At 33.3% G+C, this 23,554-nt stretch carries 21 protein-coding genes; 9 read left to right on the top strand and 12 right to left on the bottom strand.

All coding sequences use genetic code 11. The features are described from left to right. Nucleotides 1–8: 8 nt before the first annotated feature. Entirely contained in the window at nucleotides 9–704 is a 696-nt protein-coding gene (locus BLT46_RS02330) for a porin family protein (RefSeq protein ID WP_090405592.1), read from the top strand. A gap of 619 nt (nucleotides 705–1,323) precedes the next feature. On the opposite strand, the gene rpoN is transcribed toward BLT46_RS02330, so the two are convergent. The 6 genes from rpoN to BLT46_RS02295 form a co-directional block, all read right to left on the bottom strand. After that, entirely contained in the window at nucleotides 1,324–2,778 is a 1,455-nt protein-coding gene (rpoN, locus tag BLT46_RS02320; protein WP_090405587.1) for an RNA polymerase factor sigma-54, read from the bottom strand. A 108-nt stretch (nucleotides 2,779–2,886) separates the two neighbouring features. Continuing rightward, the gene (asnS, locus tag BLT46_RS02315; protein WP_090405584.1) at nucleotides 2,887–4,320 is read right to left on the bottom strand and encodes an asparagine--tRNA ligase; all 1,434 of its coding nucleotides are present in this window, start codon (nucleotides 4,318–4,320) and stop codon (nucleotides 2,887–2,889) included. A 313-nt stretch (nucleotides 4,321–4,633) separates the two neighbouring features. Further along, nucleotides 4,634–5,722 (bottom strand): Glu/Leu/Phe/Val dehydrogenase dimerization domain-containing protein, encoded by a 1,089-nt coding sequence (locus BLT46_RS02310; RefSeq protein WP_090405580.1) that lies wholly within the window; start codon nucleotides 5,720–5,722, stop codon nucleotides 4,634–4,636. A gap of 184 nt (nucleotides 5,723–5,906) precedes the next feature. Then, nucleotides 5,907–6,470, bottom strand: a complete 564-nt coding sequence (gene frr / locus BLT46_RS02305) for a ribosome recycling factor (protein WP_090405577.1) — start codon at nucleotides 6,468–6,470, stop codon at nucleotides 5,907–5,909. A 9-nt stretch (nucleotides 6,471–6,479) separates the two neighbouring features. Continuing rightward, a complete protein-coding gene (gene pyrH, locus BLT46_RS02300; RefSeq protein WP_090405574.1) occupies nucleotides 6,480–7,199 on the bottom strand; it encodes a UMP kinase in 720 nt (239 codons plus the stop codon). Between the two features lie 47 nt (nucleotides 7,200–7,246). Then, a complete protein-coding gene (locus BLT46_RS02295; RefSeq protein ID WP_090405571.1) occupies nucleotides 7,247–8,041 on the bottom strand; it encodes a patatin-like phospholipase family protein in 795 nt (264 codons plus the stop codon). Between the two features lie 66 nt (nucleotides 8,042–8,107). Here BLT46_RS02295 and BLT46_RS02290 point away from each other — a divergent pair, with 66 nt between their 5' ends. Beyond that, nucleotides 8,108–8,710, top strand: a complete 603-nt coding sequence (locus BLT46_RS02290) for a thioredoxin family protein (RefSeq protein ID WP_090405568.1) — start codon at nucleotides 8,108–8,110, stop codon at nucleotides 8,708–8,710. Nucleotides 8,711–8,725: 15 nt separating this feature from the next. Here BLT46_RS02290 and BLT46_RS02285 read toward each other — a convergent pair whose 3' ends face one another. Beyond that, nucleotides 8,726–9,349 carry a YiiX/YebB-like N1pC/P60 family cysteine hydrolase gene (locus BLT46_RS02285; RefSeq protein WP_090405913.1) on the bottom strand — a complete coding sequence of 208 codons (624 nt, stop codon included), beginning with the start codon at nucleotides 9,347–9,349 and terminating at the stop codon, nucleotides 8,726–8,728. Between the two features lie 234 nt (nucleotides 9,350–9,583). Here BLT46_RS02285 and BLT46_RS02280 point away from each other — a divergent pair, with 234 nt between their 5' ends. After that, nucleotides 9,584–9,895, top strand: coding sequence for a hypothetical protein (locus BLT46_RS02280; protein ID WP_090405565.1), 312 nt, complete (start codon nucleotides 9,584–9,586; stop codon nucleotides 9,893–9,895). A 50-nt stretch (nucleotides 9,896–9,945) separates the two neighbouring features. On the opposite strand, the gene truB is transcribed toward BLT46_RS02280, so the two are convergent. Genes truB through BLT46_RS02260 form a run of 4 tightly spaced genes read right to left on the bottom strand, consistent with a single transcriptional unit; the run spans nucleotide 9,946 to nucleotide 12,610 of the window. Continuing rightward, on the bottom strand, nucleotides 9,946–10,665 hold the full coding sequence (gene truB, locus BLT46_RS02275) for a tRNA pseudouridine(55) synthase TruB (protein ID WP_090405561.1): 720 nt from the start codon (nucleotides 10,663–10,665) through the stop codon (nucleotides 9,946–9,948). Further along, nucleotides 10,665–11,474, bottom strand: a complete 810-nt coding sequence (locus BLT46_RS02270; RefSeq protein ID WP_090405558.1) for an undecaprenyl-diphosphate phosphatase — start codon at nucleotides 11,472–11,474, stop codon at nucleotides 10,665–10,667. Before BLT46_RS02270 ends, truB begins: the two co-directional genes overlap by 1 nt. Before the next feature lie 15 nt (nucleotides 11,475–11,489). Further along, nucleotides 11,490–11,726, bottom strand: a complete 237-nt coding sequence (locus BLT46_RS02265) for a DUF3098 domain-containing protein (RefSeq protein WP_090405554.1) — start codon at nucleotides 11,724–11,726, stop codon at nucleotides 11,490–11,492. Nucleotides 11,727–11,728: 2 nt separating this feature from the next. Next, complete coding sequence (locus tag BLT46_RS02260; RefSeq protein ID WP_090405551.1) at nucleotides 11,729–12,610, bottom strand: cell division protein FtsX; 882 nt, start codon at nucleotides 12,608–12,610, stop codon at nucleotides 11,729–11,731. Nucleotides 12,611–12,785: 175 nt separating this feature from the next. Between BLT46_RS02260 and leuS the strand changes: the two genes are divergently transcribed. Beyond that, nucleotides 12,786–15,599: a leucine--tRNA ligase gene (gene leuS / locus BLT46_RS02255; RefSeq protein WP_090405910.1), complete on the top strand. Its 2,814-nt coding sequence runs from the start codon at nucleotides 12,786–12,788 to the stop codon at nucleotides 15,597–15,599. A gap of 428 nt (nucleotides 15,600–16,027) precedes the next feature. Here the strand turns inward: leuS and BLT46_RS02250 are convergent, their stop codons facing one another. Beyond that, nucleotides 16,028–16,408, bottom strand: a complete 381-nt coding sequence (locus BLT46_RS02250) for an SPOR domain-containing protein (protein WP_090405549.1) — start codon at nucleotides 16,406–16,408, stop codon at nucleotides 16,028–16,030. A 217-nt stretch (nucleotides 16,409–16,625) separates the two neighbouring features. Between BLT46_RS02250 and BLT46_RS02245 the strand changes: the two genes are divergently transcribed. Genes BLT46_RS02245 through BLT46_RS02225 form a run of 5 tightly spaced genes read left to right on the top strand, consistent with a single transcriptional unit; the run spans nucleotide 16,626 to nucleotide 23,529 of the window. Beyond that, nucleotides 16,626–17,909, top strand: a complete 1,284-nt coding sequence (locus tag BLT46_RS02245; protein ID WP_090405546.1) for a cytochrome c3 family protein — start codon at nucleotides 16,626–16,628, stop codon at nucleotides 17,907–17,909. A 37-nt stretch (nucleotides 17,910–17,946) separates the two neighbouring features. Further along, on the top strand, nucleotides 17,947–20,997 hold the full coding sequence (locus tag BLT46_RS02240) for a TAT-variant-translocated molybdopterin oxidoreductase (protein WP_090405544.1): 3,051 nt from the start codon (nucleotides 17,947–17,949) through the stop codon (nucleotides 20,995–20,997). A 39-nt stretch (nucleotides 20,998–21,036) separates the two neighbouring features. After that, entirely contained in the window at nucleotides 21,037–22,446 is a 1,410-nt protein-coding gene (nrfD, locus tag BLT46_RS02235; protein ID WP_090405542.1) for an NrfD/PsrC family molybdoenzyme membrane anchor subunit, read from the top strand. 5 nt (nucleotides 22,447–22,451) lie between these two features. Beyond that, complete coding sequence (locus tag BLT46_RS02230) at nucleotides 22,452–22,973, top strand: DUF3341 domain-containing protein (protein WP_090405540.1); 522 nt, start codon at nucleotides 22,452–22,454, stop codon at nucleotides 22,971–22,973. 7 nt (nucleotides 22,974–22,980) lie between these two features. Further along, nucleotides 22,981–23,529, top strand: a complete 549-nt coding sequence (locus BLT46_RS02225; protein ID WP_090405537.1) for a c-type cytochrome — start codon at nucleotides 22,981–22,983, stop codon at nucleotides 23,527–23,529. The last annotated feature ends 25 nt before the right edge of the window (nucleotides 23,530–23,554 follow it).

Below are 23,554 nucleotides of genomic sequence, written 5' to 3'. Positions count from 1 at the left end.
GTTATCAAATGAAAAAGTTTATTGTTTTTGTTTTATTTTTTGTTGGAAATATATGTGTAAGTGCTCAAGAACTTGAAAGTATTACTCAGCATAAGAGTGATAGTATTCAAAATGTTGATTTAAAATATAGAGAGGATCAATTTTATTTTGGTATTACTCATACGTTGCTTCAAGATAAACCAGCACATTTTTCACCTAATTCTGTTTCGATTGGTATAAATGGTGGATTTCTACGTGATTTTCCGATTAATAAAAAAAGGACAATGGCGATTGCTCCTGGTGTGGGGTATTCTTATTTAAACCTAAGAGGAAATCTTGGATTAACTCCTGAACACGACCATATAATTCTTGATTCTTACAAGAAAAGTAGTGTTTCATTACACGCAGTTGATTTTCCGGTTGAATTTAGATGGCGTACTTCTACACCTTTTTCACATAAGTTTTGGAGAGTTCACTTAGGTTTTAAGGCGAGTTATGTTTTTAGTGATCGAAGTAAAACTACTACAACAGAGTATTCAACAACAATGAAAGGAGATGAGGATATTAATAAGTGGTTATACGGCGTGTATATGTCCGCAGGATTTAATACGTGGAATTTTTATATGTATTATGGTTTAAATAATGTTTATAAAAAGGATGTTATCCAAGATGATAAAAACAAGTTGCGTTTACTTAATGTAGGGGTGATGTTTTACATATTATAGGTAAGTGAAAAGAAAAATATTTGTGGAATTACCCCTATAAGAAAGCCTAATATCATTTCTGTAGATGTGTGAGCTTTAAAGTACAAGCGTGACGTTGCAGTAAATCCAATAATAAATATTAAGGCTATAATTCCTATTAAGTTTGCGTTTTGGTATTCTATTAATTGTGTAATAAAGAACAAAAAGCAACTTCCCAAAAGTGCTATATGGGCACTACATTTAAGTCTGAAAAAGATAAAAATTAATAAAGCGATATAACTGTAAATTAATCCCCATATATAAAAATTTATCGCATAAGCGCTATTGTTGTAAAGAACATAATACTTTAATGTTATAAGTAGAAATATATTTATAACATAAGGTATTATTCTTTCGCTTGGTTTACTTACCATTACAGAAGATTTAATAATTCCCAATGATTTTAATAAGAAGTAGATACTAATTGGAATTAAGCAAGTCAAAATGAGTACTTGCCCGAGTATTATTGAAATCTCAAGTTTTGAAAAATAAAAGTAAGTAATACTAAAGTATAGCAATACCGTATAAAAAGGAACAAATATCGGATGAAATATATATGAAAAAAGAGATAATAATTTTTTCATTTGACGATAGTATAAAATTAAATACGCTTGCGCATTCTTGCTACTGGAATGTCAAGTTGTTCTCTATATTTTGCAACCGTTCTTCTTGCAATTGGATATCCTTTCTCTTTTAATAACTCTGCTAATTTATCATCAGGATAAGGTTTCTTTTTATCCTCATCTCTAATGATGTTTTGAAGTATTTTTTTAATTTCAATAGTAGATACTTCTTCTCCTTGATCATTTATCATAGCTTCAGAAAAGAAGTTTTTGATCAGTTTTGTTCCATAAGGTGTATCTACATATTTGCTGTTAGCAACACGTGAAACGGTTGAAATATCCAAACCAACTAAATCTGCAATGTCTTTTAAAATCATTGGTTTTAGTTTTGTTTCATCTCCTGTTAAAAAGTATTCTTCTTGATATTCAAGAATAGCACTCATCGTAACAATTAAAGTTTCTTGTCGTTGTTTAATTGCATCAATAAACCATTTAGCACCATCTAATTTTTGTTTGATGAATTGTACGGCATCTTTTTGAGCATTGCTAATTTTAGCAGAGTCTTTATAAGACTGTAACATTTCTTGGTAATCTTTAGAAACGTGTAGTTCAGGTGCATTTCTTCCATTTAAAACTAATTCAAGCTCTCCTTCAGTAATTTTAATTGTAAAATCTGGAACTACGTGCTCTACTGCACGATCATTGCCGATATATGCCCCTCCTGGTTTAGGATTTAATTTTTCAATTTCATCAATTGCATTTCTCAATTGCTCTTTTGTAGCATTATATTTTTGCAATAGTTTATCGTAATGCTTTTTAGTAAAAGCATCAAATTGATTTTCGATAATATCTTTAGCTAAATCGATAGATTCAGTTGGAGTTTTGTGTTTTAATTGTAGTAATAGACACTCTTTTAGATCACGTGCTCCAACTCCTGCTGGATCAAGTTCTTGCACTAAAAGTAATATTCTTTCCACTGTTTCTTCGTCTGTGTAGACACCTTGTGTAAAGGCTAAGTCATCAACGATGTCTTGTGTTTCACGACGGATATATCCCATATCGTCAATGCTACCTACAAGAAATTCTGCGATTACTCTATCTGAATCTGAAAGAATAAAAGTGTTTAATTGGTTGAGTAAGTCTTGGTGAAAACTTTCGTGAGCAATAATTGGCGCTTCATAGTCTTCATCGTCTTTACTATAGTTATTCGCTTGAAGTTTATAATCAGGAGTCTCATCATTACTTAAATATTCATCGATATTGATATCTTCTGCCTCAATGCGTTCACTATCATAATCTTCAAAATCTTCTGTATAATCTTCAACTTCTGCTAATTCATTTTCTTTTCCTACTTCAAGAGCTGGATTTTCTATAAGTTCTTCTTTAAGTCTTTGTTCGAATGCTAACGTAGGTAATTGAATTAACTTCATCAACTGAATTTGTTGAGGAGATAATTTTTGTGATAATTTAAGTTGTAAACTTTGTTTTAGCATTTTTAAGAAATTTAATAGAAATAAAAAATGTTTACTCTAAACACCTCTTTTTCAAATTTAAGAAAAAAATGCGATTAAAGTAAACATTTTTATATGTTGTTAAATAAATTAGAACTCAGCGTTTTGCGGTGTTCTTGGGAAAGGAATTACATCTCTAATGTTTGTCATTCCTGTCATAAATAACACTAAACGTTCGAATCCAAGTCCAAAACCACTATGAGGTGCAGTTCCGAATTTACGTGTATCTAAGTACCACCATAATTCTTTTGCATCAATTCCCATTTTAGCAATTTTGTCCATTAATACGTCGTAGCGTTCTTCTCTTTCAGAACCACCAACAATTTCTCCAATTCCAGGGAAAAGAATGTCCATTGCACGAACTGTTTTTCCATCTTCGTTCATTCTCATATAGAATGCTTTGATATCTGCTGGATAATCAAATAAGATTACAGGACATTTGAAGTGTTTCTCAACTAAGTAACGTTCGTGCTCACTTTGTAAGTCAGCTCCCCATTCGTTAATGATATAGTTGAATTTTTTATTTTTATTTGGCTTACAGTTTCTTAAAATGTCAATTGCTTCTGTATAGCTTACGCGTTTGAAGTTGTTTTCAACTACAAAACGTAACTTTTCAATTAATGACATTTCACTACGCTCAGCTTGTGGTTTAGATTTCTCTTCCTCTAATAAGCGTTTTTCTAAGAACTTTAAGTCGTCTTCACATTTTTCTAAAGTGTACTTGATAACATTTTTAATGAAGTCTTCTGCAAGATCCATATTGTCATCTAAAGTATTAAAGGCTACTTCTGGTTCAATCATCCAGAATTCAGCAAGGTGTCTTGATGTATTCGAATTTTCAGCGCGGAAAGTAGGTCCAAATGTATATACAGATCCTAATGCCATTGCATAAGTTTCTGCTTCTAATTGTCCAGATACTGTTAGGTTTGTTGTTTTTCCAAAGAAATCTTCTTTGTAGTCAATTTCTCCTTGCTCTGTACGTGGAAGATTGTTTAAGTCTAAAGAAGTTACACGAAACATTTCTCCTGCTCCTTCAGCATCAGAACCTGTGATAATAGGTGCGTTGAAATAGAAGAAACCATTTTCTTGGAAGTATTTATGTACTGCATATGCAATAGTACTACGTACACGCATAATAGCACCAAACATATTCGTTCTAATTCTTAAGTGAGCATTCTCACGTAAAAACTCTAAAGAGTGTTTTTTAGGTTGAATTGGATATTCTTCAGGATTTGCTTCTCCGTATATTTTAAGTTTTTCAACTTGAATTTCTACGTTTTGTCCTGCTCCTCTACTTTCTACAAGTGTACCTCTAACTGAGATTGCTGCTCCTGTGTGAATTCTTTTTAATTGTTCTGCAGGAAACTTATCTAAATCAACAACACATTGAATATTGTTAATAGTGGATCCATCATTTAACGCTATAAACTGGCTGTTTCTAAACGTTTTTACCCATCCCTTTGCTTTTACTTCGTGTAGAAGGCCTTTACCACCTAAAAGATCGATAATTTTCGTATGTTTCATCGTGATTTATATTTTTAGTAATCAGTGTCTTGATTTGGATATTATAAAATACCTGCAAATTTAGTAAAATATTGTCTATTATGGAATAGAGATTTTTGTAATTCAGTCGATATTAGGTTCAAAATTGGAAGAATTGGGAAAGAAATAAACAGAATTGAATAAAAGTAACTTATATTTTGTGCTTATTTAAAAATAAGCCTTTAAGGTCTTTTGCTTATAAAGTAGCTTCAGGTTTTAAAAGCAAACAAAGTAACTTGTGGTTAATAAATAAAAGGCTAACATTTTATCAATATATGTTAGCCTTCATTGTATGTTATTTTTTTGAATTTAATCTTTCCTCAGCCTTTTTCATAGCTGCTTGTTGCGAAGTTAATCCGTGCTGTTTTGCATAGTTTAGTACTTCTAATGTCGTATTGTAAATGTTTTCTGTTCTTCTAAGAGCTTCATTTAAATCGTATTTAACGATCTCTCCAAATACATTTATAATTCCACCTGCGTTGATTAAAAAGTCAGGAGCGTAAACAATACCTCTTTCTTGTAATCTTTTTCCGTGTTTGGCTTCGACAGCTAATTGATTGTTAGCAGCACCAGCTATAACTTTGGCTTTTATTTTTTCTATAGTATCGTCATTGATAGTTGCGCCAAGTGCACAAGGTGAATATATATCTACGTCTGCACTATAAATATCGTCACCAGTGAATTTTTGCACATTATATTTTTCTGCTATCTGGGTTACGCGGTCCTGATTGATGTCTGTAATTTGTACTAATGCTCCGTGTTCAACAAGATGCTTCACTAAAGTCTCTCCAACATTTCCAATACCTTGAACAAGTATTTTTTTTCCATTTAAATCGTCTGAGCCAAATTGGAATTGTGTTGCTGCTTTTAAGCCCATAAAAACCCCATATGCTGTTACGGGAGACGGATTACCAGATCCTCCAAGGCTTTGAGAAATACCCGTCACGTGGGGAGTAATACTATGTATTAAGTCCATATCATCTGTAGTAGTACCAACATCTTCTGCTGTAATGTATCTTCCTCCTAAAGAGTTTACATATTTAGCAAATGCTTTGATTAATTCTGGACTTTTATCTTTTTTAGAATCTCCGATGATAACAGCTTTTCCTCCTCCTAAATCAAGACCAGAAATAGCAGATTTATAGGTCATTCCTCGTGAGAGTCTTAAAACATCATTTAAAGCTTCCCATTCAGAAGCATAGTTCCACATTCTTGTTCCTCCAAGTGCAGGGCCAAGGGTTGTATTGTGAATTCCAATAATTGCTTTTAATCCTGAATCTTTGTCGTGACAAAAAACAATCTGTTCGTGATTGTCAAAAGAAAGTTGTCCAAAAACGGGGGCTATTTTTTGAAGTTCTTCAGGGGAGTAAATTTTTGTGGTCATAATTATAGCTTTTTTTTGTTATTAAATAACCGTGTTTAATTAAACGGTACGATTATAAAGGTAGTGAAAAACTATTGATTATGAGTGTGATAAGTTTGTTGTGGGAATGTTAAAGCTTAAAGAAAGCAAACAAAAAGATATTGAATAAATTAAAAAAAAAAATCCGCATACTTGCGGATATTTTTTAAACTGTCATGATTTCTACTTCTTTAGCAGACAGAATATCTTCTATCTTTTTAACGAAGTTATCAGTTAATTTTTGAATTCTTTCTTCAGCACCTTTACAGATGTCTTCAGAAGTTCCATTTTTTTCTTCTTTTTTGATGTCGTTATTAGCTTCTTTACGAGCATTTCTAATACCGATTTTTGCATCTTCACATTCAGATTTTGCTTGTTTAGCTAAATCTTTACGTCTTTCTTCCGTTAATGCAGGAACGTTAATGATGATATTATCACCATTATTCATTGGGTTCAACCCTAAATTAGCAATCATAATTGCTTTTTCAATAGGTTGTAACATATTTTTTTCCCAAGGAGTAATTGAAAGTGTTCTGGCATCAGGAGTACTAACATTTGCTACTTGAGAAAGAGGAGTTTGTGATCCATAGTAATCAACAAAAACAGATCCCAACATTTGTGGTGAAGCTTTTCCAGCACGAATGTTTAAAAGAGATTTTTCTAAGTGAGCAATAGTATTATCCATTGACTCTTTTGCAGATGCAATAATTAGTTCTAATTCTTCAGTCATAATATAAAATTACTTAATGTTTACAGATACAGTAGTTCCTACTGAATCATCTCCTTTGCAAACTTTTAATAAATTATCTTGTTTGTTCATGTCAAATACAACAATTGGTAGTTCATTTTCTCTACTCAATGTAAATGCTGTTGTATCCATAACGTTTAATCCTTTTGTTAATACATCTGAGAAAGTAATTTCTTCAAATTTAATTGCTGTAGGATCTTTTTCTGGGTCTGCAGTGTAAACTCCATCAACACGTGTTCCTTTTAAGATAACATCAGCATTGATTTCTACACCTCTTAAAACTGCAGCTGTATCAGTTGTGAAATAAGGATTTCCTGTTCCAGCTCCAAAAATAACAATTCTACCTTTTTCTAAGTGACGAACTGCTCTTCTTTTGATATAAGGTTCTGCTACTGCTTCAATTTTTAAAGCTGTTTGCAGTCTTGTTAACATTCCTGCTGCTTCTAAAGCTCCTTGTAATGCCATACCATTGATAATTGTTGCAAGCATTCCCATGTAATCACCTTGTACTCTGTCCATTCCGACATTTGCTCCAGCAACACCTCTAAAAATATTCCCTCCACCAATTACAATTGCAATTTCAACACCTAAATCGTGAACTTTTTTTACTTCAGCAGCATATTCTGCTAATTTTTTAGGATCAATACCATACTGTTGATCTCCCATTAATGCTTCTCCACTTAATTTTAGTAGAATTCTTTTGTACTTCATTGAAAGATAATTTTTTAAAGTTTTGCAAATATAAAGATTATATACTTCTATAAAATAGCTTTTTTGAAAATATCTGAATTCTTCTCAAATGATTTTTTAGCTTCTTGATAACCAATAGCAAACATCTCATCCATTTTTTTCTTATTTCTTTCAAATGTGGAATATAATGTTAACTCTTCTGGTTCGATTAAGACATCACAAATGCGACCGTGTACAATATTGCTCATTGCTGTCATTAGATCGTAAGCTCTAAAGGTTATTGAGCGAATGGTTGTTAGATCAGATTGTGGAACGGTTTGTATAGGACATACGTTACTACCGATCACAAAATCACATTGGTCTTTTAAAATTTTAGTAGGAAAGTTGTTCAAAATACCACCATCACTATATAAATTATCGCCAATTAAGTAAGGTGAAAAAACTCCAGGAAAAGCACTTGATGCTAATACAGCATCGACAATTCTTGTATTGGGTTCAAAGAAGTGGATTTTTCCAGTAGCTATATTGGTAGCGTTGATATAAACGGGAATATTTAAGTCTTGTAATGTTTTGTCTTCAAAAGCTTTTTTAATGTATTTATCGAAAGTATTTACATCCATTATACCTGCTTTTTTTAAGGTAAAATGTTGCCAGTTAAATATGTTGACTGATTTGAATAAATGTAATATTTCTTCTGGACTAATACCAGAGGCATATAAGGTTGCTACAATGGATCCAGCACTCGTTCCGGAGATTGCAGTTGGTGTAATGTTTTTTTCTTTTAAATACTGTAATACCCCTGCATGAGCAATTCCTTTAAATCCTCCTCCAGATAAAGATAAGCCTATAGATTTTGTATTCATTGTGTAAATGGTATTTTGGTTTTAAAATAGTATCTTTGATAGAAACGAACAATAAATTTACATAAAATGGGACATATCGAACAAAAAACGTTAGATAATAGTTTAACTTATTCTGCTTTTCGTGAGTTTGTAACGAAAGCATTACAAAATGACAAGGCTGCACTAAATATAAAAGATGATTATATTGCTTATGCTGAGTTAAATGAGGCAAGATTACATCGATTAGATAAGACATTAAAGGTTTCAGAGGAAGCGACAACGAGTCTGAAAAATTTAACTAAAAAGTATCTTTGGATTGTTATTTCTGAAAGTTGGTGTGGTGATGCAGCTCAGTCAGTACCTATGTTAAATAAAATGGCAGAAATAACAGATAAAGTTGAGATGAAGATTGTTTTCCGCGATCAGAACTTAGAATTAATGGATCAGTTTTTAACAAATGGGGGGAGATCAATTCCTAAGTTAGTTATCGTTGAAGCAGAGACATTAAAAGTTTTAGGAGATTGGGGACCACGCCCTGCAGGAGCTACAAAATTAGTTGCTGATTACAAAGCAGAACACGGTAGTTTTGATCAAACAGGTGCTGTTGAGCTTCAAAAATGGTATACAAAGAACAAAGGACAAGAAGTTCAGAATGAGGTTCTTGAACTAATGTTGTCCCTTGATAAATAATATTTTAAAAAATCACTATTGTACGATTGCGCCTACAATAGTGATTTTTTTTGATAAAGATAATCCTGCCGGATTGCAACCTAATAAATTTTCAGGCACTTCTTGTCCAAGTTTTTCAAAATAGCTTAACCACTCTGGGAAAAATTCTCCTGTTGTTTTTGATTTGTAAGTCATCGGGTAAAGTTTGAAAAACTCTTTATCTTCATTAGCATACTTGAATGCATCATAGATTAATTCAGAACAATAGTATTTTTCATTGTTCATTAAATAATTAACGTCATAAGGAATACCTACCTGTTTGATTGCAAAATTTTTAGCATCTGTTATAAGGTTTGTGTATTCAGGTAATAGTCTTCCTAAATACATTGTGTTAGATGTTTTTGATAAGAAATCCTCTAAAGGCGTAATAGCTACTTTAGGCCAAGTTGCCTCTATTACTTGTAATTTGTTTTCATAATTAATCACCATACCTATGTGATTGAAGTTAATGTCATTATAACCGAAAGTAACTTCATTAATGGCATCGCATAGAGGGCCACAAGCTATATTTTGAAAAATAAAATCACCTTCTTTAAAAGTCGTTTTTTGTGCCCAAACACAGTTTGAAATAAGTAAGATTAATACTATTATTTTTTTCATAATAAACATTTTATCATTGCGAAGATAGGGGTAACAACATTTATAGTCAAGTGATTTACATTGGAATAATTTAGAGTTTACTCAAAATTTAAGGTAGTTCACTTTTTATTTTGTTTTTTTCCTGTTTTTTATACTTAGTTTAGTCAAAAAAAGTAAAACAAGAAGGAAATTTATATGGAGAACAAAGTGTTTCAACTTTTTAGGTGTCTTTTTTGTACCTCTGTGTTTTTTTTAATGAGTTGCAAAGAACATTCTAACACAGATGAGAAGGAGGTTTCTTTGACAGAACAAGAGCAGAAAACCAAAGGTGTCGATAATGATATAGTTAGGCAAAGAAAAATTTATACAGTAGAAGGTGTAGATAATGAAGGGAATACCTATAGAGGTAAAATAGCTTTAAAAGGAGATGTTGGAGCTGGTAGGATATGTAGCGATAATAAAAAAGAAATTTATATAGATGTAAAACGCTCTTTAGAAGGAGGAGTTGAAGGAATTGACAATAATGGTAATGTTTATCAATTGTTATTTATAAGTAAAGAAGAGTAGATGATACAAAGTTAAAAAGGCTATTTCTCACGTAGAAATAGCCTTTTTAATTATTGGTTTTGTTCGATAGAATTCTTTTCCGCTTCTGCTTCAAATTCTTCTAAACTAACAGAATTAACGATGTTATAATCTCCAATTTTTGTTCTTCTTAACGCAGTTAAGTGGGCACCTGAATTTAGTTTTAAACCAAAATCATAAGCAAGAGAACGAATATATGTTCCTTTAGAACAAACTACTCTAAAATCAATATTAGGTATTGTTTGACCAGTAAGTTCAAACTCTTCAATAGTAATTGGCCTTGTAGGAATTTCTACTTCTTCCCCTTTTCTTGCGTGTTCATATAATCTTTTACCATCTTTTTTCAAAGCAGAAAAAATAGGAGGTCTTTGTTGTATTTCACCTAAAAAAGACACCCTTGCTTCTTCTAAAAGTTCAGGTGTAATATGTTCAGTTGGAAAATGTTGATCTATCTCTGTTTCAAGATCATAAGAAGGTGTTGTTCCTCCAAGAGTGATTGTACCTGTGTATTCTTTAATTTGTCCTTGTAATTCAGAGATTTGCTTAGTTGCTTTTCCTGTACAAACAATCAATAAGCCTGTTGCTAAAGGATCTAAAGTACCAGCATGACCTACTTTAATCTTTTTTAATCCATAGTTCTTTTTAAGCAACCATTTTATTTTGTTAACTGCTTGAAAAGAAGACCAATTTAAGGGTTTATCAACCAATAAAATTTGTCCGTTTTGAAATGCTTCTGCGGTATAGTTTATCATTATTGCTTTAAATAACCGAAATAGATTAATAAAATAACTCCTGCTACAATACGGTAGTATCCCCAAGGTTTAAATCCATATTTTTTAATAATTCCAATGAAGAATTTAATGGCAAATATAGAAACAACAAAAGCGATTACATTTCCAAGTAAAAACAATTTCATATTGTCAGGATGTTCTAATAATAGTTCATATCCAATTTTACCTGATTCATATTTTTTTAGAACAATTGAATAAACCGTTACAGCAAGCATTGTTGGTACTGCTAAAAAGAAAGAAAACTCTGCTGCAACCTGACGTGAAAGCCCTTGTTGCATACCTCCAATAATTGAAGCAGCTGATCTACTTGTTCCTGGCATCATAGCTAAACATTGCCAAAAACCAATTGCAATAGCTTGTTTTATAGAGATATCCTCTTCTTTAACTGTTTTCGGATTTTTGAAATATTTGTCGATAAATAACAAGACAAATCCCCCAAAGATTAGCATATATGCAATGTAAATAGTCTCTCCTAAAACGGCATCAATTTTTTCATCTAATAGCTTTCCTAAAACAAGTGCTGGTATTACAGCGCATACTAATTTTACATAGAAATTTAGCTTAGTGAAATCGAAAAACTTCTTCCAATAAAGTACTACAACTGCAAGAATAGCCCCGAATTGGATAGCTGTTTGAAATAGTTTAACAAAATCGTCATTTTGAATTTCGTAGTAAGAACTTACGAAAATCATATGAGCTGTTGAAGAAACTGGTAAGTACTCTGTTAACCCCTCTACAATTGCAAGGAGGATGGCTTGTAATAAATCCATTTAAAGTTATTATAATTATTTGTTTTCTTTTTTGAAAATTGAGTAAACAGCAAGTCCAATTCCTATGAAAAAAACGGTTGGAGCAAGGTGAATACGTCTAAAGCTGTAGATGTCTTCATTAAATTGAGTTGGGTCATCATTTGCAGCACCTGCCATCAATACAAAACTTAAAGCAATCACAATTAGGCTAATAATTAGCATAGTGTAATTCTTTTTAGTAAAAAGGAGAATGTTATTATTTTGATCTTTCATAATTAATAAAGTTCATCTGATTTAAGGTTTAAAAATCTCTGAGTCGCAAAAAATGTGCTAATACTTGTGATAATAGTACCTAAGATAAAAATACCAAGACCAACTACTACAAGAGGAATATAATCTTCAGTAGGATTAATATTTAAATCTGGGAATTTATTGTCAATATAAAAAGTTAGTCCTACAATAGCTCCGATAGCTAAAAAAGAACCAATAAAACCAAGTTTCATACTATGCCAAATAAAAGGTCTTCTGATAAAGCGTTTTGTTGCGCCCACCATCTGCATAGTTTTGATAGTAAATCTACTTGAGAAAATTAATAATCGCAATGAACTGTTAATTAATAACATCGAGATAATAGTCAATATCCCAGCAGCAATTAAAACCCAATTAGTTATTTTTTTAATATTATCGTTAACAAGATCAACTAATTGTTTGTCATAAGTAATATCGCTTACAGATTTTATAGTCTGTAATTCTTTGATAATGTTATCAATGCTGTCTTTTACAACATAATCACCTTTAAGGTGTAAGTCGAAAGAGTCTTGTAAAGGGTTAAACCCTAAGAACTCAACAAAATCTTCACCAAGAGTTTCTTTGTGACTAATAGCTGCTTCTTCTTTAGAAACAAATGTGTAATCTTTTACGTATTCCACTGTAGAAAGTTTGTTGTCAAACTTATCTAAGTCAGCTTTAGCTGTATTTGACTCAAAAAATATTGTCATAGGAATGTTTTCTCTAAAATTATCGGAGATTTTTTTAGAGTTAATAACGAATAAACTTAGGCTCCCTAACAAAAAGAGAACCAAGAAAATACTGAGAATGACTGAAAAATAAGACGAAAGTAATTTTCGTTTTTGGTATTTTTCGTACGAACTAGCCATAGATTAGAATTTAAGTGCGTAAAAATAGCAAACAAAAATGTTTTTATTAAGACAATAACGATTAAAGTTTTCTAATTGTTATAAATATAGTTTATTTTTGCGTGAATTGACGTGGTTTTTCGTATAATCGGAGCACTAAATGAGATTGTTGAATAGAATTATATATTTAAATAGTATGAAATATAATCCAAACGAAATTGAAGCTAAGTGGCAAAAAATTTGGAGAGAAAATCAAACTTTCAAAACTGAAAATGAATCAGACAAGCCAAAGTATTATGTGTTAGATATGTTTCCTTATCCATCTGGAGCAGGACTACACGTAGGTCACCCTCTTGGGTACATTGCATCGGATATTTTTGCTCGTTACAAACGTCATAAAGGGTTTAATGTACTACACCCACAAGGTTATGATAGTTTTGGTTTACCTGCTGAGCAGTATGCTATTCAAACTGGACAACATCCTGCAGTGACAACAGATGTTAACATTACTCGTTATAGAGAACAGCTTGATAAGATTGGTTTTTCTTTTGATTGGAGTCGTGAAGTACGTACATCAAATGCTGACTATTACAAGCATACACAATGGATTTTTATCCAATTGTTTAACTCTTGGTACAATAAAGCTACTGATAAGGCTGAATCTATTGCGTCTTTAGTTGCTGTTTTTGAGAAAGAAGGTAATGCAAATGTAGAGGCAGTATGTGCAGATAATATCGCTGTGTTCTCAGCAGATGAGTGGAATGCGCTTACTGCAGACAAAAAAGAAACGGTGCTTTTACAATATAGATTAACATATTTAGCAGAAACAGAAGTAAACTGGTGTCCAGCTTTAGGAACTGTTTTAGCTAATGACGAAATAAAAGATGGTTTATCTGAGCGTGGAGGACATCCTGTTGTGCGTAAAAAAATGAAGCAATGGAGTATGCGTATTTCTGCTTATGCTGAACGTTTATTACAAGGATTAGACACGTTAGATTGGACAGAAAGTATTAAAGAAAGTCAACGTAACTGGATTGGTAAATCTGTTGGAGCTTCAATTACTTTTAACTTAAAAGAAGGAGAAGACACAATAGAAGTGTTTACAACTCGTCCTGACACTGTATTTGGTGTAAGTTTTATGACTTTAGCTCCAGAGCACGACTTAGTGATGAAAATTACTACACCAGAGCAAAAAGCTCAAGTTGAGGCTTATATAGAAGCAACTTCTAAAAGAAGTGAGCGCGATCGTATGGCTGATGTTAAAACAATTTCAGGTGTATTTACAGGGGCATATGCAGAACACCCTTTTACAAAAGAACCAATTGAAATTTGGATTGGGGATTACGTATTAGCTGGTTATGGTACAGGTGCGGTTATGGCAGTTCCTGCAGGAGATAGTCGTGATTATGCATTTGCAAAACACTTTAATATTCCAATTAAAAACATATTTAATCAAGACATTTCAGAAGAAGCATTTGCTGAAAAAGAAGGATTTGTACTTGAAAATTCTGATTTCTTAAATGGATTAGGATATAAAGAAGCTACAGCAAAAGTTATTGCTGCTTTAGAAGAATTAGGAAAAGGAGCAGGAAAAACGAATTATCGTTTACGCGATGCTGTTTTCTCTCGTCAACGTTATTGGGGAGAGCCATTCCCAGTTTACTATGTAAATGGGTTGCCTAAGATGATTGACAACAAACATTTGCCAATCGTTTTACCTGAAGTTGAAAAGTATTTGCCAACAGAAGATGGTCAACCGCCATTAGGAAATGCAAATGTATGGGCGTGGGATACTGTAAATAATAAAGTAGTAGATAACGCTTTAATTGATGAGAAAACAATTTTTCCATTAGAATTAAATACAATGCCAGGTTGGGCAGGTTCTTCGTGGTATTGGATGCGTTATATGGATCCTTCAAATACAGAAGATATTGCATCAGAAGAAGCATTGAAATACTGGCAAAATGTTGACTTGTATATTGGGGGTAGCGAACACGCAACAGGACACTTGTTATATAGTCGTTTTTGGAATAAGTTCTTAAAAGATATTGGTGTTGCGCCAACAGAAGAACCGTTTAAGAAAATGATTAACCAAGGGATGATTTTAGGTACTTCTGCCTTTGTTTACCGCATTGATGGAACAAATACTTTTATCTCTAAGGATATGATTAAAGATGAAAAAGTACAACAATTATACGCATACGTAGGATTAGTGAACTCTTCATCTGAATTAGATACAGAAGCTTTTAAACAATGGCGTCCAGACTACGCAAATGCTGAATTTATCTTAAATGCAAACGGTAAGTATATTGTAGGGCACGAAGTAGAAAAGATGTCAAAGTCTTACTTCAATGTTGTAAATCCAGATGATATTTGTAACGAATATGGAGCAGATACGTTGCGTTTATATGAAATGTTCTTAGGACCATTAGAACAAGCTAAGCCGTGGAATACTGCAGGTATTTCTGGAGTTGCTGGATTCTTGAAAAAATTGTGGAGATTATATGCAGATGACAATGGAGTTGTGGTAGTAGATGAAGCACCAAGTGCAGATATGCTTAAATCATTACACAAGACAATTAAGAAAGTAACAGAAGATATTGAGAACTTCTCATTTAATACATCTGTTTCTCAATTTATGATTTGTGTGAATGAATTATCTCAACAAAAATGTCACCACAAAGCTATTCTTGAACCATTAGCGATATTAGTTGCTCCGTATGCACCACATATTGCAGAAGAGTTATGGTCAATGTTAGGAAATACAACTTCTGTTTCAGAAGCTGAGTTCCCAATATTTAAACCAGAATTTTTAGTTGAGAGTTCTAAAGAATACCCAGTTTCGTTTAACGGGAAAATGCGTTTCAAAATAGAGTTGCCTTTAGACTTAACACAAGAGCAAATTCAAGAAGCTGTATTAGCAGACGAAAGAACTATTGCACAATTAGGAGGAAGAGAACCTAAAAAGATTATTATTGTTCCAGGTAAGATTATCAATTTAGTAGGATAGTATTAATCAACTATTATATCAGAAGAGCCCTTGGTGTTTTGCCAAGGGCTCTTTTTTTGTCTTTTTATTTTATACACTTTGATTGTATAGTAGAAGTTATCTTGATCGATAAAACATTTTTTGCGAATGTTATTTTTGGTGTTTGTATATTTTATGTTTAGTGCTTCTACAGTCATTGTATATTTTTACATAAAAAGTATACAACCACTATACATAGAGTATACATACACTATACAAGCACTATTTAAATGATATGTAAAAATTATGCCTCGTCCTACTATAGCTATACAGTTATAGTTGATAATCCTGTTTTATACTGTACAGTTATTTCAGTACGGGTCATTAGGAAATAGAGAAGTAGAGAAAGTAAAATGAAAAAGGCGACAAACATACGTTTGTCGCCTTTTCTATTAAAATGTAGTTATTACTTATTTACCAGGGTATATAAGTAAAGCGTTGTCAAATTCTTTTTGAATTATTTTCAAGTTTCTCTCTGCGTCCAATCTTGTTTTATAATTTCCGACCAAAACTTTATAAGAAGGGTTAGTGTAAATTATAGTTGCATTAGTTGAAGGGAAGCTTCTTTTAAATCTTGAAATAGCGGCATTTGCATCAGAGTTTTTTCCATAAAAAATCTGAATTTTGTATTTGTCATTGACAATTGTAGAAGTATTAACCTGTTTTTTCTTGTTAACTAACTCTTTTATAGCCACAGGCTCATTTATTACTGTATTTTTACTTTGAGCACTAATTGTGTTATTAGTAATTAGTATAAGAGTTAAGGCGATAAAAATTCTTAAAATTCTCATAATGAATAGTGATTTGGACAAAATTACAAATATTCTTGAAAATGCCCTTATTTTTACCTATTTAGAACGTGTATAAATTATGTATTAACGACTGTAAAGGTTTTAAGAGTAAGTCATAAATTGTATTTTTGTCGGAGTTTGTAAATAAGGTGTATAAGATAGCGGTCTAATTGGCTGTTAAATAAGACCAAGTTTAGTTGAAAATCATTTTATAACTATGAAAAAAGTGGGTAACCATAATTCGTTTTCAAAGATTTTATTCTTTTGTTTAGCGTTAATGCTATCGTTTACTACAATTTCGTTTGCTCAAGATGCAGCAAAAGGTAAGGAATTGTTTAATTCTAACTGTGCGGCTTGTCATAAGTTAGATGGAAATGCTACTGGTCCAGCTCTTCGAGGAGTAGTTGAACGTCACGATGGTGATGTTGAATGGCTTCACAAGTGGATTAAAAGTAGTTCGTCTCTTATTAAGTCAGGAGATGCAACGGCTGTAAAGCTTTTTAATGACTGGAATAAGATTGTCATGAATGACTTCCCAGGTTTATCTGATGGGGATATTGATGACATTTTAGCTTATACGTCAGAGCAAAAAGCAGAGCCTAAAGCTGCTGTAGCAGGTGCTGCTGCAGGACAACAAGGAGGAGGAAGCAGTGATAATGTTTCTAACGTTGTTGTTTTAGGTGCTTTAGTTGTTGTGTTGATGCTATTAGTAACAATGTTGTTCTTCGTTAAGAAGGTATTAAACAAGGTTGTTGAAGCTAATGGATTGACTGAAGAAGTACGTCAAACAGTTCCATTGTGTAAAGCATTCGTTAAGAATCAATTCTTAGTAATTGTTTCTACTATTGTTTTTGTATTAATAGGTTCATGGTTCGCTTATGGATTTATGATGCAGATTGGTGTTGATAAAGGGTATGAGCCAGTACAGCCTATCCATTTCTCTCACAAAATTCACGCTGGTGATAATGGTATTGATTGTAAATACTGTCACTCTTCAGCGAGATCTAGTAAAACATCAGGAATTCCATCTTTGAATGTTTGTATGAACTGTCATAAAAACATTAATGAATTTACAGGAGATGAGGGTGTAGATTACGGTAAGTACACACCAGAATTTTACTCAGGTGAAATTCAAAAATTGTATGACGCAGTAGGTTGGGATGCTTCAGCTCAGAAATATACTGGAAAAGAAAAACCAGTTAAATGGGTTAGAATTCACAATTTACCTGACTTTGTATACTACAACCACTCTCAACACGTGAATGTTGCAGGTTTAGAATGTCAAACTTGTCACGGTCCAGTTGAAGAAATGGAAATTATGAGACAACACTCTCCATTAACAATGGGATGGTGTATTGACTGTCACAGAAAAACTGACGTTAAGTTAGCTGACAACGAGTATTACGCAAAAATTCACAAAGAATTATCTGAGAAATACGGTGTTGAGAAATTGACAGTAGCTCAAATGGGTGGATTAGAGTGTGGTAAATGTCACTATTAATAATTATTTAAGAATAAGAAGCTAATATATATATACAATGGCATCAAACAAAAAATACTGGAAAAGTGTTGAGGAGCTGAATGAAAATAGTTCTATTGTTGAGACGCTAAGAAACAATGAATTTGTTGACGAAATTCCTACTAACGAATTTCTTGGAGACAAAGAAACATTGTCTTCTTCATCTACAACTCGTCGAGACTTTTTGAAATATGTAGGTTTCTCTACTGCTGCGGCAACATTAGCAGCTTGTGAAGGACCTGTTGTAAAATCTATTCCGTATGTAGTTCAGCCAGAAGAAATCATTCCTGGTGTTGCAGATTATTATGCAACGACTGTAGCAGACGGATTTGACTTTGTGAACGTTTTGATCAAAACAAGAGAAGGACGTCCTATTAAAGTTGAAAACAATAAACTTGCTAATGCATATTCAGGGGCTAATGCTCGTGTGAATGCATCAGTTTTATCAATGTATGATAGCTTACGTTTGAAGCAACCAAAAATCGAAGGGAAGAACGCTTCTTGGGACGAGGTTGATTTAAAAGTAAAAGCAAGTTTACAAGATGCTAAATCAAGTGGAGGAAACGTTGTATTGTTAACAAATACAATGGCAAGTCCATCAACTGATAAATTAATTGCAGAGTTTATCGCTGCTAACCCAACTGCTAAACACGTTGTTTATGACGCTGTTTCTTCTTCTGCTGCTGCAGATGCTTACGAAAAAGCTTACGGAACGCGTGGATTAGCTGATTACGATTTCGCTAATGCTGATGTAATTGTTTCTGTTGGTGCAGATTTCTTAGGAGATTGGCAAGGAGGAGGATATGATGCAGCTTACGCTAATAATCGTATTCCTAAAAACGGAAAAATGTCTAAGCATATCCAAATGGAGGCAAATATGTCTTTAGCTGGAGCTAATGCTGACGTTAGAATTCCTTTAACTGTAGCTGAACAAAAAGCTGCTTTAGTTAAGTTATATAATGAAATCGTTGGTGGTTCAGTTTCAAGTAGTGCTACTGCTTATGATGCTGAAATCGCTAAAGCTGCTAAGCAACTTAAAGCTGCTGGTACAAGAGGTGTTGTTGTAACTGGTCTTGATGACGTTGATGCTCAATTAGTAGTATTTGCTATCAATGAAAAATTACAATCAGAAGCTTTCTTACCAGAGCAAACAAAATACGTTAGACAAGGTAATGCTGCTAAAGTAGCACAACTTGTTAAAGATATGAATGCTGGTAATGTTCATACATTAATCATGTCAGGAGTAAACCCAGTTTACACAATGGCTGATAGCGCTGCATTCGTAGCTGGATTAGGTAAAGTAAAAACTTCAGTTACTTTCTCTTTGAAAGAAGACGAAACTGCTTTAGTTACTACTATCGCTGCTGCTGCACCTCACTACTTAGAGTCTTGGGGAGATGTAATGATCAAAAAAGGTCATTATTCAGTTATGCAACCTACAATCCGTCCTTTATTTGAAACAAGACAGTTCCAAGACGCTTTATTATTGTGGAGTGGAAACAACGAAGCTTACTACGATTATGTAAAAGCTGTTGGTAAATCTGTAGTTTCTGATAAAACATGGAACCAATTAGTTCACGATGGTTTTGCTGTTGTTGGTACTAATGGTAAAGTTTCATCTAACATCGAGTTATCATCTGCTGCTGCTAATTTAGCTAAAGCTAAGAAAGCTGGAGATTTCGAATTAGTGTTATACACTAAAACTGGAATGGGAGATGGACAACAAGCTAATAACCCTTGGTTACAAGAGTTCCCTGATCCAATTACACGTGTATCTTGGGATAACTACGTAACTATTGCAAGAGTTGACGCTGAAGAATTAGGTATCAAAAATTACCACGTTGCAAACGGAGGTTTAAATGGTAGCTATGTTACTTTAGAAGTTAACGGAGTTAAGCTTGAAAACGTTCCTGCTTTAATCCAACCAGGGCAAGCGCCTAAAACGTTAGGTTTAGCTTTTGGATATGGTAAAAAAGCAGCATTAAAAGAAGAGATGCAAGTTGGTGTAAACGCATACCAATTATATGCTAACTTTAATAATGTACAAAATGTAACAATTGCTAAGGCAAGTGGAGATCACGAGTTTGCTTGTGTTCAGTTACAAAATACATTAATGAGTAGAGGAGATATCGTTAAAGATACAACTTTAGAGATCTTCAATACGAAGGATGTAGAAGAGTGGAATATTCTTCCAAAAGTATCTTATGACCACCAAGAGGTAAATGCTTCAAGCATTGATATCTGGGAATCATTTGATAGATCAGTAGGACACCACTTTAACTTATCGATTGACTTGAATGCTTGTACTGGATGTGGTGCTTGTGTAATTTCTTGTCATGCAGAAAACAACGTACCTGTAGTTGGTAAATCTGAAGTTAGAAGAAGTAGAGATATGCACTGGTTGCGTATTGATAGATACTATTCATCTGAAGATACATTCGCTGGAGATGTTGAGTTGAAAGAAAATACGCAAGGATTTGGAGAATACCGTGAGGCATTCCAAAGCTTGGAGCACCCAGCTGATAATCCACAAGTAGCTTTCCAACCAATTATGTGTCAGCACTGTAACCACGCTCCTTGTGAGACTGTATGTCCAGTAGCTGCTACATCACACGGTCGTCAAGGTCAAAACCATATGGCATATAACCGTTGTGTTGGTACGAGATACTGTGCTAATAACTGTCCTTACAAAGTAAGACGTTTCAACTGGTTCTTATACGCTCAAAATAGTGAGTTTGATTACCACATGAATGATGATTTAGGACGTATGGTTTTAAACCCAGACGTAGTAGTTCGTTCAAGAGGGGTAATGGAAAAATGTTCAATGTGTATTCAAATGACACAAGCAACTGTATTAAAAGCTAAGAATGAAGGTAGAGCAGTTCGTGCAAACGAATTTGAAACTGCGTGTTCAGCAGCTTGTTCAAGCGGAGCTATGGTATTTGGAGACGTGAACGATAAAGAATCAGAAATTACTAAATTAGCTGAGTCTGATAGATCTTACCACTTGTTAGAGCACATTGGTACTAAACCAAATGTTTTCTACCACGTAAAAGTTAGAAATATCTAAGTTAAAAGAATTATTAATTAAAGAAACATATAAAGGATTATGTCGTCACATTACGAAGCACCCATTAGAAAACCTTTAGTTATTGGTGAAAAATCATATCACGATATAACTGTAGATGTGGCTAGACCTGTAGAAGGAAGAGCTAATAAATTATGGTGGACAGTGTTCTCTATAGCTTTAGTAGCTTTTTTATGGGGTGTAGGTTCAATGGCTTACACTGTTGGTACAGGTATTGGTACTTGGGGATTAAATAAAACTGTAGGTTGGGCATGGGATATTACCAACTTCGTTTGGTGGGTAGGTATCGGTCACGCTGGTACACTTATCTCAGCCGTATTATTATTATTTAGACAAAAATGGAGAATGGCTATTAACCGTTCTGCAGAGGCAATGACAATTTTCTCTGTAGTTCAGGCAGGTTTATTCCCTATCATTCACATGGGACGTCCATGGTTAGCTTACTGGGTATTACCTATTCCAAACCAATTTGGTTCATTATGGGTAAACTTTAACTCACCATTATTATGGGACGTTTTCGCGATTTCAACGTACTTATCAGTATCATTAGTTTTCTGGTGGACTGGTTTACTTCCTGACTTCGCTATGTTACGTGATAGAGCAATTACGCCATTCACAAAAAGAGTATATTCAATTTTATCATTTGGTTGGTCAGGTAGAGCAAAAGACTGGCAACGTTTCGAAGAGGTATCTTTAGTATTAGCTGGTTTAGCTACTCCATTGGTACTTTCTGTACACACGATTGTATCTTTTGACTTTGCTACTTCAGTTATCCCTGGATGGCACACTACAATCTTACCTCCTTACTTCGTAGCTGGAGCTATTTTCTCTGGATTCGCAATGGTAAACACGTTGTTAATCATTATGAGAAAAGTTTCTAACTTAGAAGCTTACATTACAGTTCAACACATCGAGTTGATGAACATCATTGTAATGATTACAGGATCTATCGTAGGTGTTGCTTATATTACAGAGTTATGGGTAGCTTGGTATTCAGGAGTAGAGTATGAACAATACGCATTCTTAAACCGTGCTACAGGACCTTACTGGTGGTCATATTGGTTAATGATGACTTGTAACGTAATTTCTCCACAGGTTATGTGGTTCAAGAAAATTAGAACAAACATTATGTTCTCATTCATTATTTCGATTATTGTAAATATCGGTATGTGGTTTGAGCGTTTCGTAATTATCGTTACATCATTACATAGAGATTACTTACCATCTTCATGGACAATGTTCCAACCTACTTTCGTAGATGCTGGTATTTATATTGGAACTATCGGTTTCTTCTTTGTATTGTTCTTATTGTATTCAAGAAGTTTCCCTGTAATTGCACAGGCAGAGGTGAAAACTATCTTAAAATCTTCTGGTGAATATTACAAGAAAGCAAGAGACTCTAAAGAGAATCATCAATCTTTAAATCATTAATCATTATGAGTAACAAAGTAATTCACGTATTATACAATGATGATGATGTATTGTTAGATGCAGTAAAAGAAACAAGATCTGCTCATCATCATATTGAGGAAATATACACTCCATTCCCAGTACACGGTCTTGATAAGGCAATGGGATTAAAACCAACAAGACTTGCAATTTGTGCATTCTTATATGGTTTGGTAGGTTTGTCTTTTGGTACTTTCATGATGTATTTTATTATGATTGTTGACTGGCCTCAAGATATTGGAGGTAAACCAAGTTTTAGCTTCATTCAAAATATGCCAGCTTTCGTTCCAATTATGTTCGAGATGACAGTTTTATTTGCAGCTCACTTAATGGTTCTTACTTTCTTCATGAGAAGTAAATTATGGCCTTTCAAAAAAGCTGAGAATCCAGATGTTAGAACTACAGATGATCACTTTTTAATGGAGGTAGCTTTAAATGGCGACGAAGAGTCAGCTATTGAGTTCTTCAAAAAAACTGGTGCAGTTGAAGTAAAAGTAATTGAAAAGTAATTGTAGAATGAAAACGATATATAAAATTGTAGCTTTAGTAGGAGTATCAGTTTTGACTACTTCTTGTTTTAATAAAGAGCGTCCTAACTATCAATTTATGCCTAATATGTACGAATCAGTTGCATATGAGACATATTCTGAAGTTCCAACTACAGTATTTAAAAACGGTAAAGAAGGACAGATTCCTGCAGAAGGATCTGTACCTCGCGGATTTCAACCTGAGGAGTATGCAAATACTCCAGAAGGTTTAGCAAGTGCAAAAGCTAACTTGAAATCACCATTATCTGCTGAGGAGAAAGACTTAGAGAAAGGTAAAGAATTGTATACAATTTACTGCTCTGTTTGTCACGGTGCAAAAGGAGATGGAAAAGGTAATTTGGTAAAAAGAGAGAAATTCTTGGGAGTTCCTAACTATAAAGATAGAGAGCTAACAGAAGGAGGTATTTACCATGTAATTACTTATGGTTTGAATTCAATGGGATCTCATGCTAATCAATTAAATCAACACGAGCGTTGGTTAGTTACAGATTACGTTTTAAAATTGAAATCAGAATAATAAATTGTAAAACTTATTTGAAAGT

The sequence above is a fragment of the Myroides phaeus genome, from assembly GCF_900099675.1.
Taxonomy (GTDB): Bacteria; Bacteroidota; Bacteroidia; order Flavobacteriales; family Flavobacteriaceae; genus Flavobacterium; species Flavobacterium phaeum.
Note: the sequence above shows the minus strand (reverse complement) of the source record. Positions and strands in the feature narration are given on the sequence as shown.

Coding starts and splice junctions, on each gene's coding strand:
- BLT46_RS02330 (WP_090405592.1), top strand. CDS start 9: ATGAAAAAGTTTATTGTTTTTGTTTTATTTTTTGTTGGAAATATATGT.
- rpoN (WP_090405587.1), bottom strand. CDS start 2,778: ATGCTAAAACAAAGTTTACAACTTAAATTATCACAAAAATTATCTCCT.
- asnS (WP_090405584.1), bottom strand. CDS start 4,320: ATGAAACATACGAAAATTATCGATCTTTTAGGTGGTAAAGGCCTTCTA.
- BLT46_RS02310 (WP_090405580.1), bottom strand. CDS start 5,722: ATGACCACAAAAATTTACTCCCCTGAAGAACTTCAAAAAATAGCCCCC.
- frr (WP_090405577.1), bottom strand. CDS start 6,470: ATGACTGAAGAATTAGAACTAATTATTGCATCTGCAAAAGAGTCAATG.
- pyrH (WP_090405574.1), bottom strand. CDS start 7,199: ATGAAGTACAAAAGAATTCTACTAAAATTAAGTGGAGAAGCATTAATG.
- BLT46_RS02295 (WP_090405571.1), bottom strand. CDS start 8,041: ATGAATACAAAATCTATAGGCTTATCTTTATCTGGAGGAGGATTTAAA.
- BLT46_RS02290 (WP_090405568.1), top strand. CDS start 8,108: ATGGGACATATCGAACAAAAAACGTTAGATAATAGTTTAACTTATTCT.
- BLT46_RS02285 (WP_090405913.1), bottom strand. CDS start 9,349: ATGAAAAAAATAATAGTATTAATCTTACTTATTTCAAACTGTGTTTGG.
- BLT46_RS02280 (WP_090405565.1), top strand. CDS start 9,584: ATGAGTTGCAAAGAACATTCTAACACAGATGAGAAGGAGGTTTCTTTG.
- truB (WP_090405561.1), bottom strand. CDS start 10,665: ATGATAAACTATACCGCAGAAGCATTTCAAAACGGACAAATTTTATTG.
- BLT46_RS02270 (WP_090405558.1), bottom strand. CDS start 11,474: ATGGATTTATTACAAGCCATCCTCCTTGCAATTGTAGAGGGGTTAACA.
- BLT46_RS02265 (WP_090405554.1), bottom strand. CDS start 11,726: ATGAAAGATCAAAATAATAACATTCTCCTTTTTACTAAAAAGAATTAC.
- BLT46_RS02260 (WP_090405551.1), bottom strand. CDS start 12,610: ATGGCTAGTTCGTACGAAAAATACCAAAAACGAAAATTACTTTCGTCT.
- leuS (WP_090405910.1), top strand. CDS start 12,786: ATGAAATATAATCCAAACGAAATTGAAGCTAAGTGGCAAAAAATTTGG.
- BLT46_RS02250 (WP_090405549.1), bottom strand. CDS start 16,408: ATGAGAATTTTAAGAATTTTTATCGCCTTAACTCTTATACTAATTACT.
- BLT46_RS02245 (WP_090405546.1), top strand. CDS start 16,626: ATGAAAAAAGTGGGTAACCATAATTCGTTTTCAAAGATTTTATTCTTT.
- BLT46_RS02240 (WP_090405544.1), top strand. CDS start 17,947: ATGGCATCAAACAAAAAATACTGGAAAAGTGTTGAGGAGCTGAATGAA.
- nrfD (WP_090405542.1), top strand. CDS start 21,037: ATGTCGTCACATTACGAAGCACCCATTAGAAAACCTTTAGTTATTGGT.
- BLT46_RS02230 (WP_090405540.1), top strand. CDS start 22,452: ATGAGTAACAAAGTAATTCACGTATTATACAATGATGATGATGTATTG.
- BLT46_RS02225 (WP_090405537.1), top strand. CDS start 22,981: ATGAAAACGATATATAAAATTGTAGCTTTAGTAGGAGTATCAGTTTTG.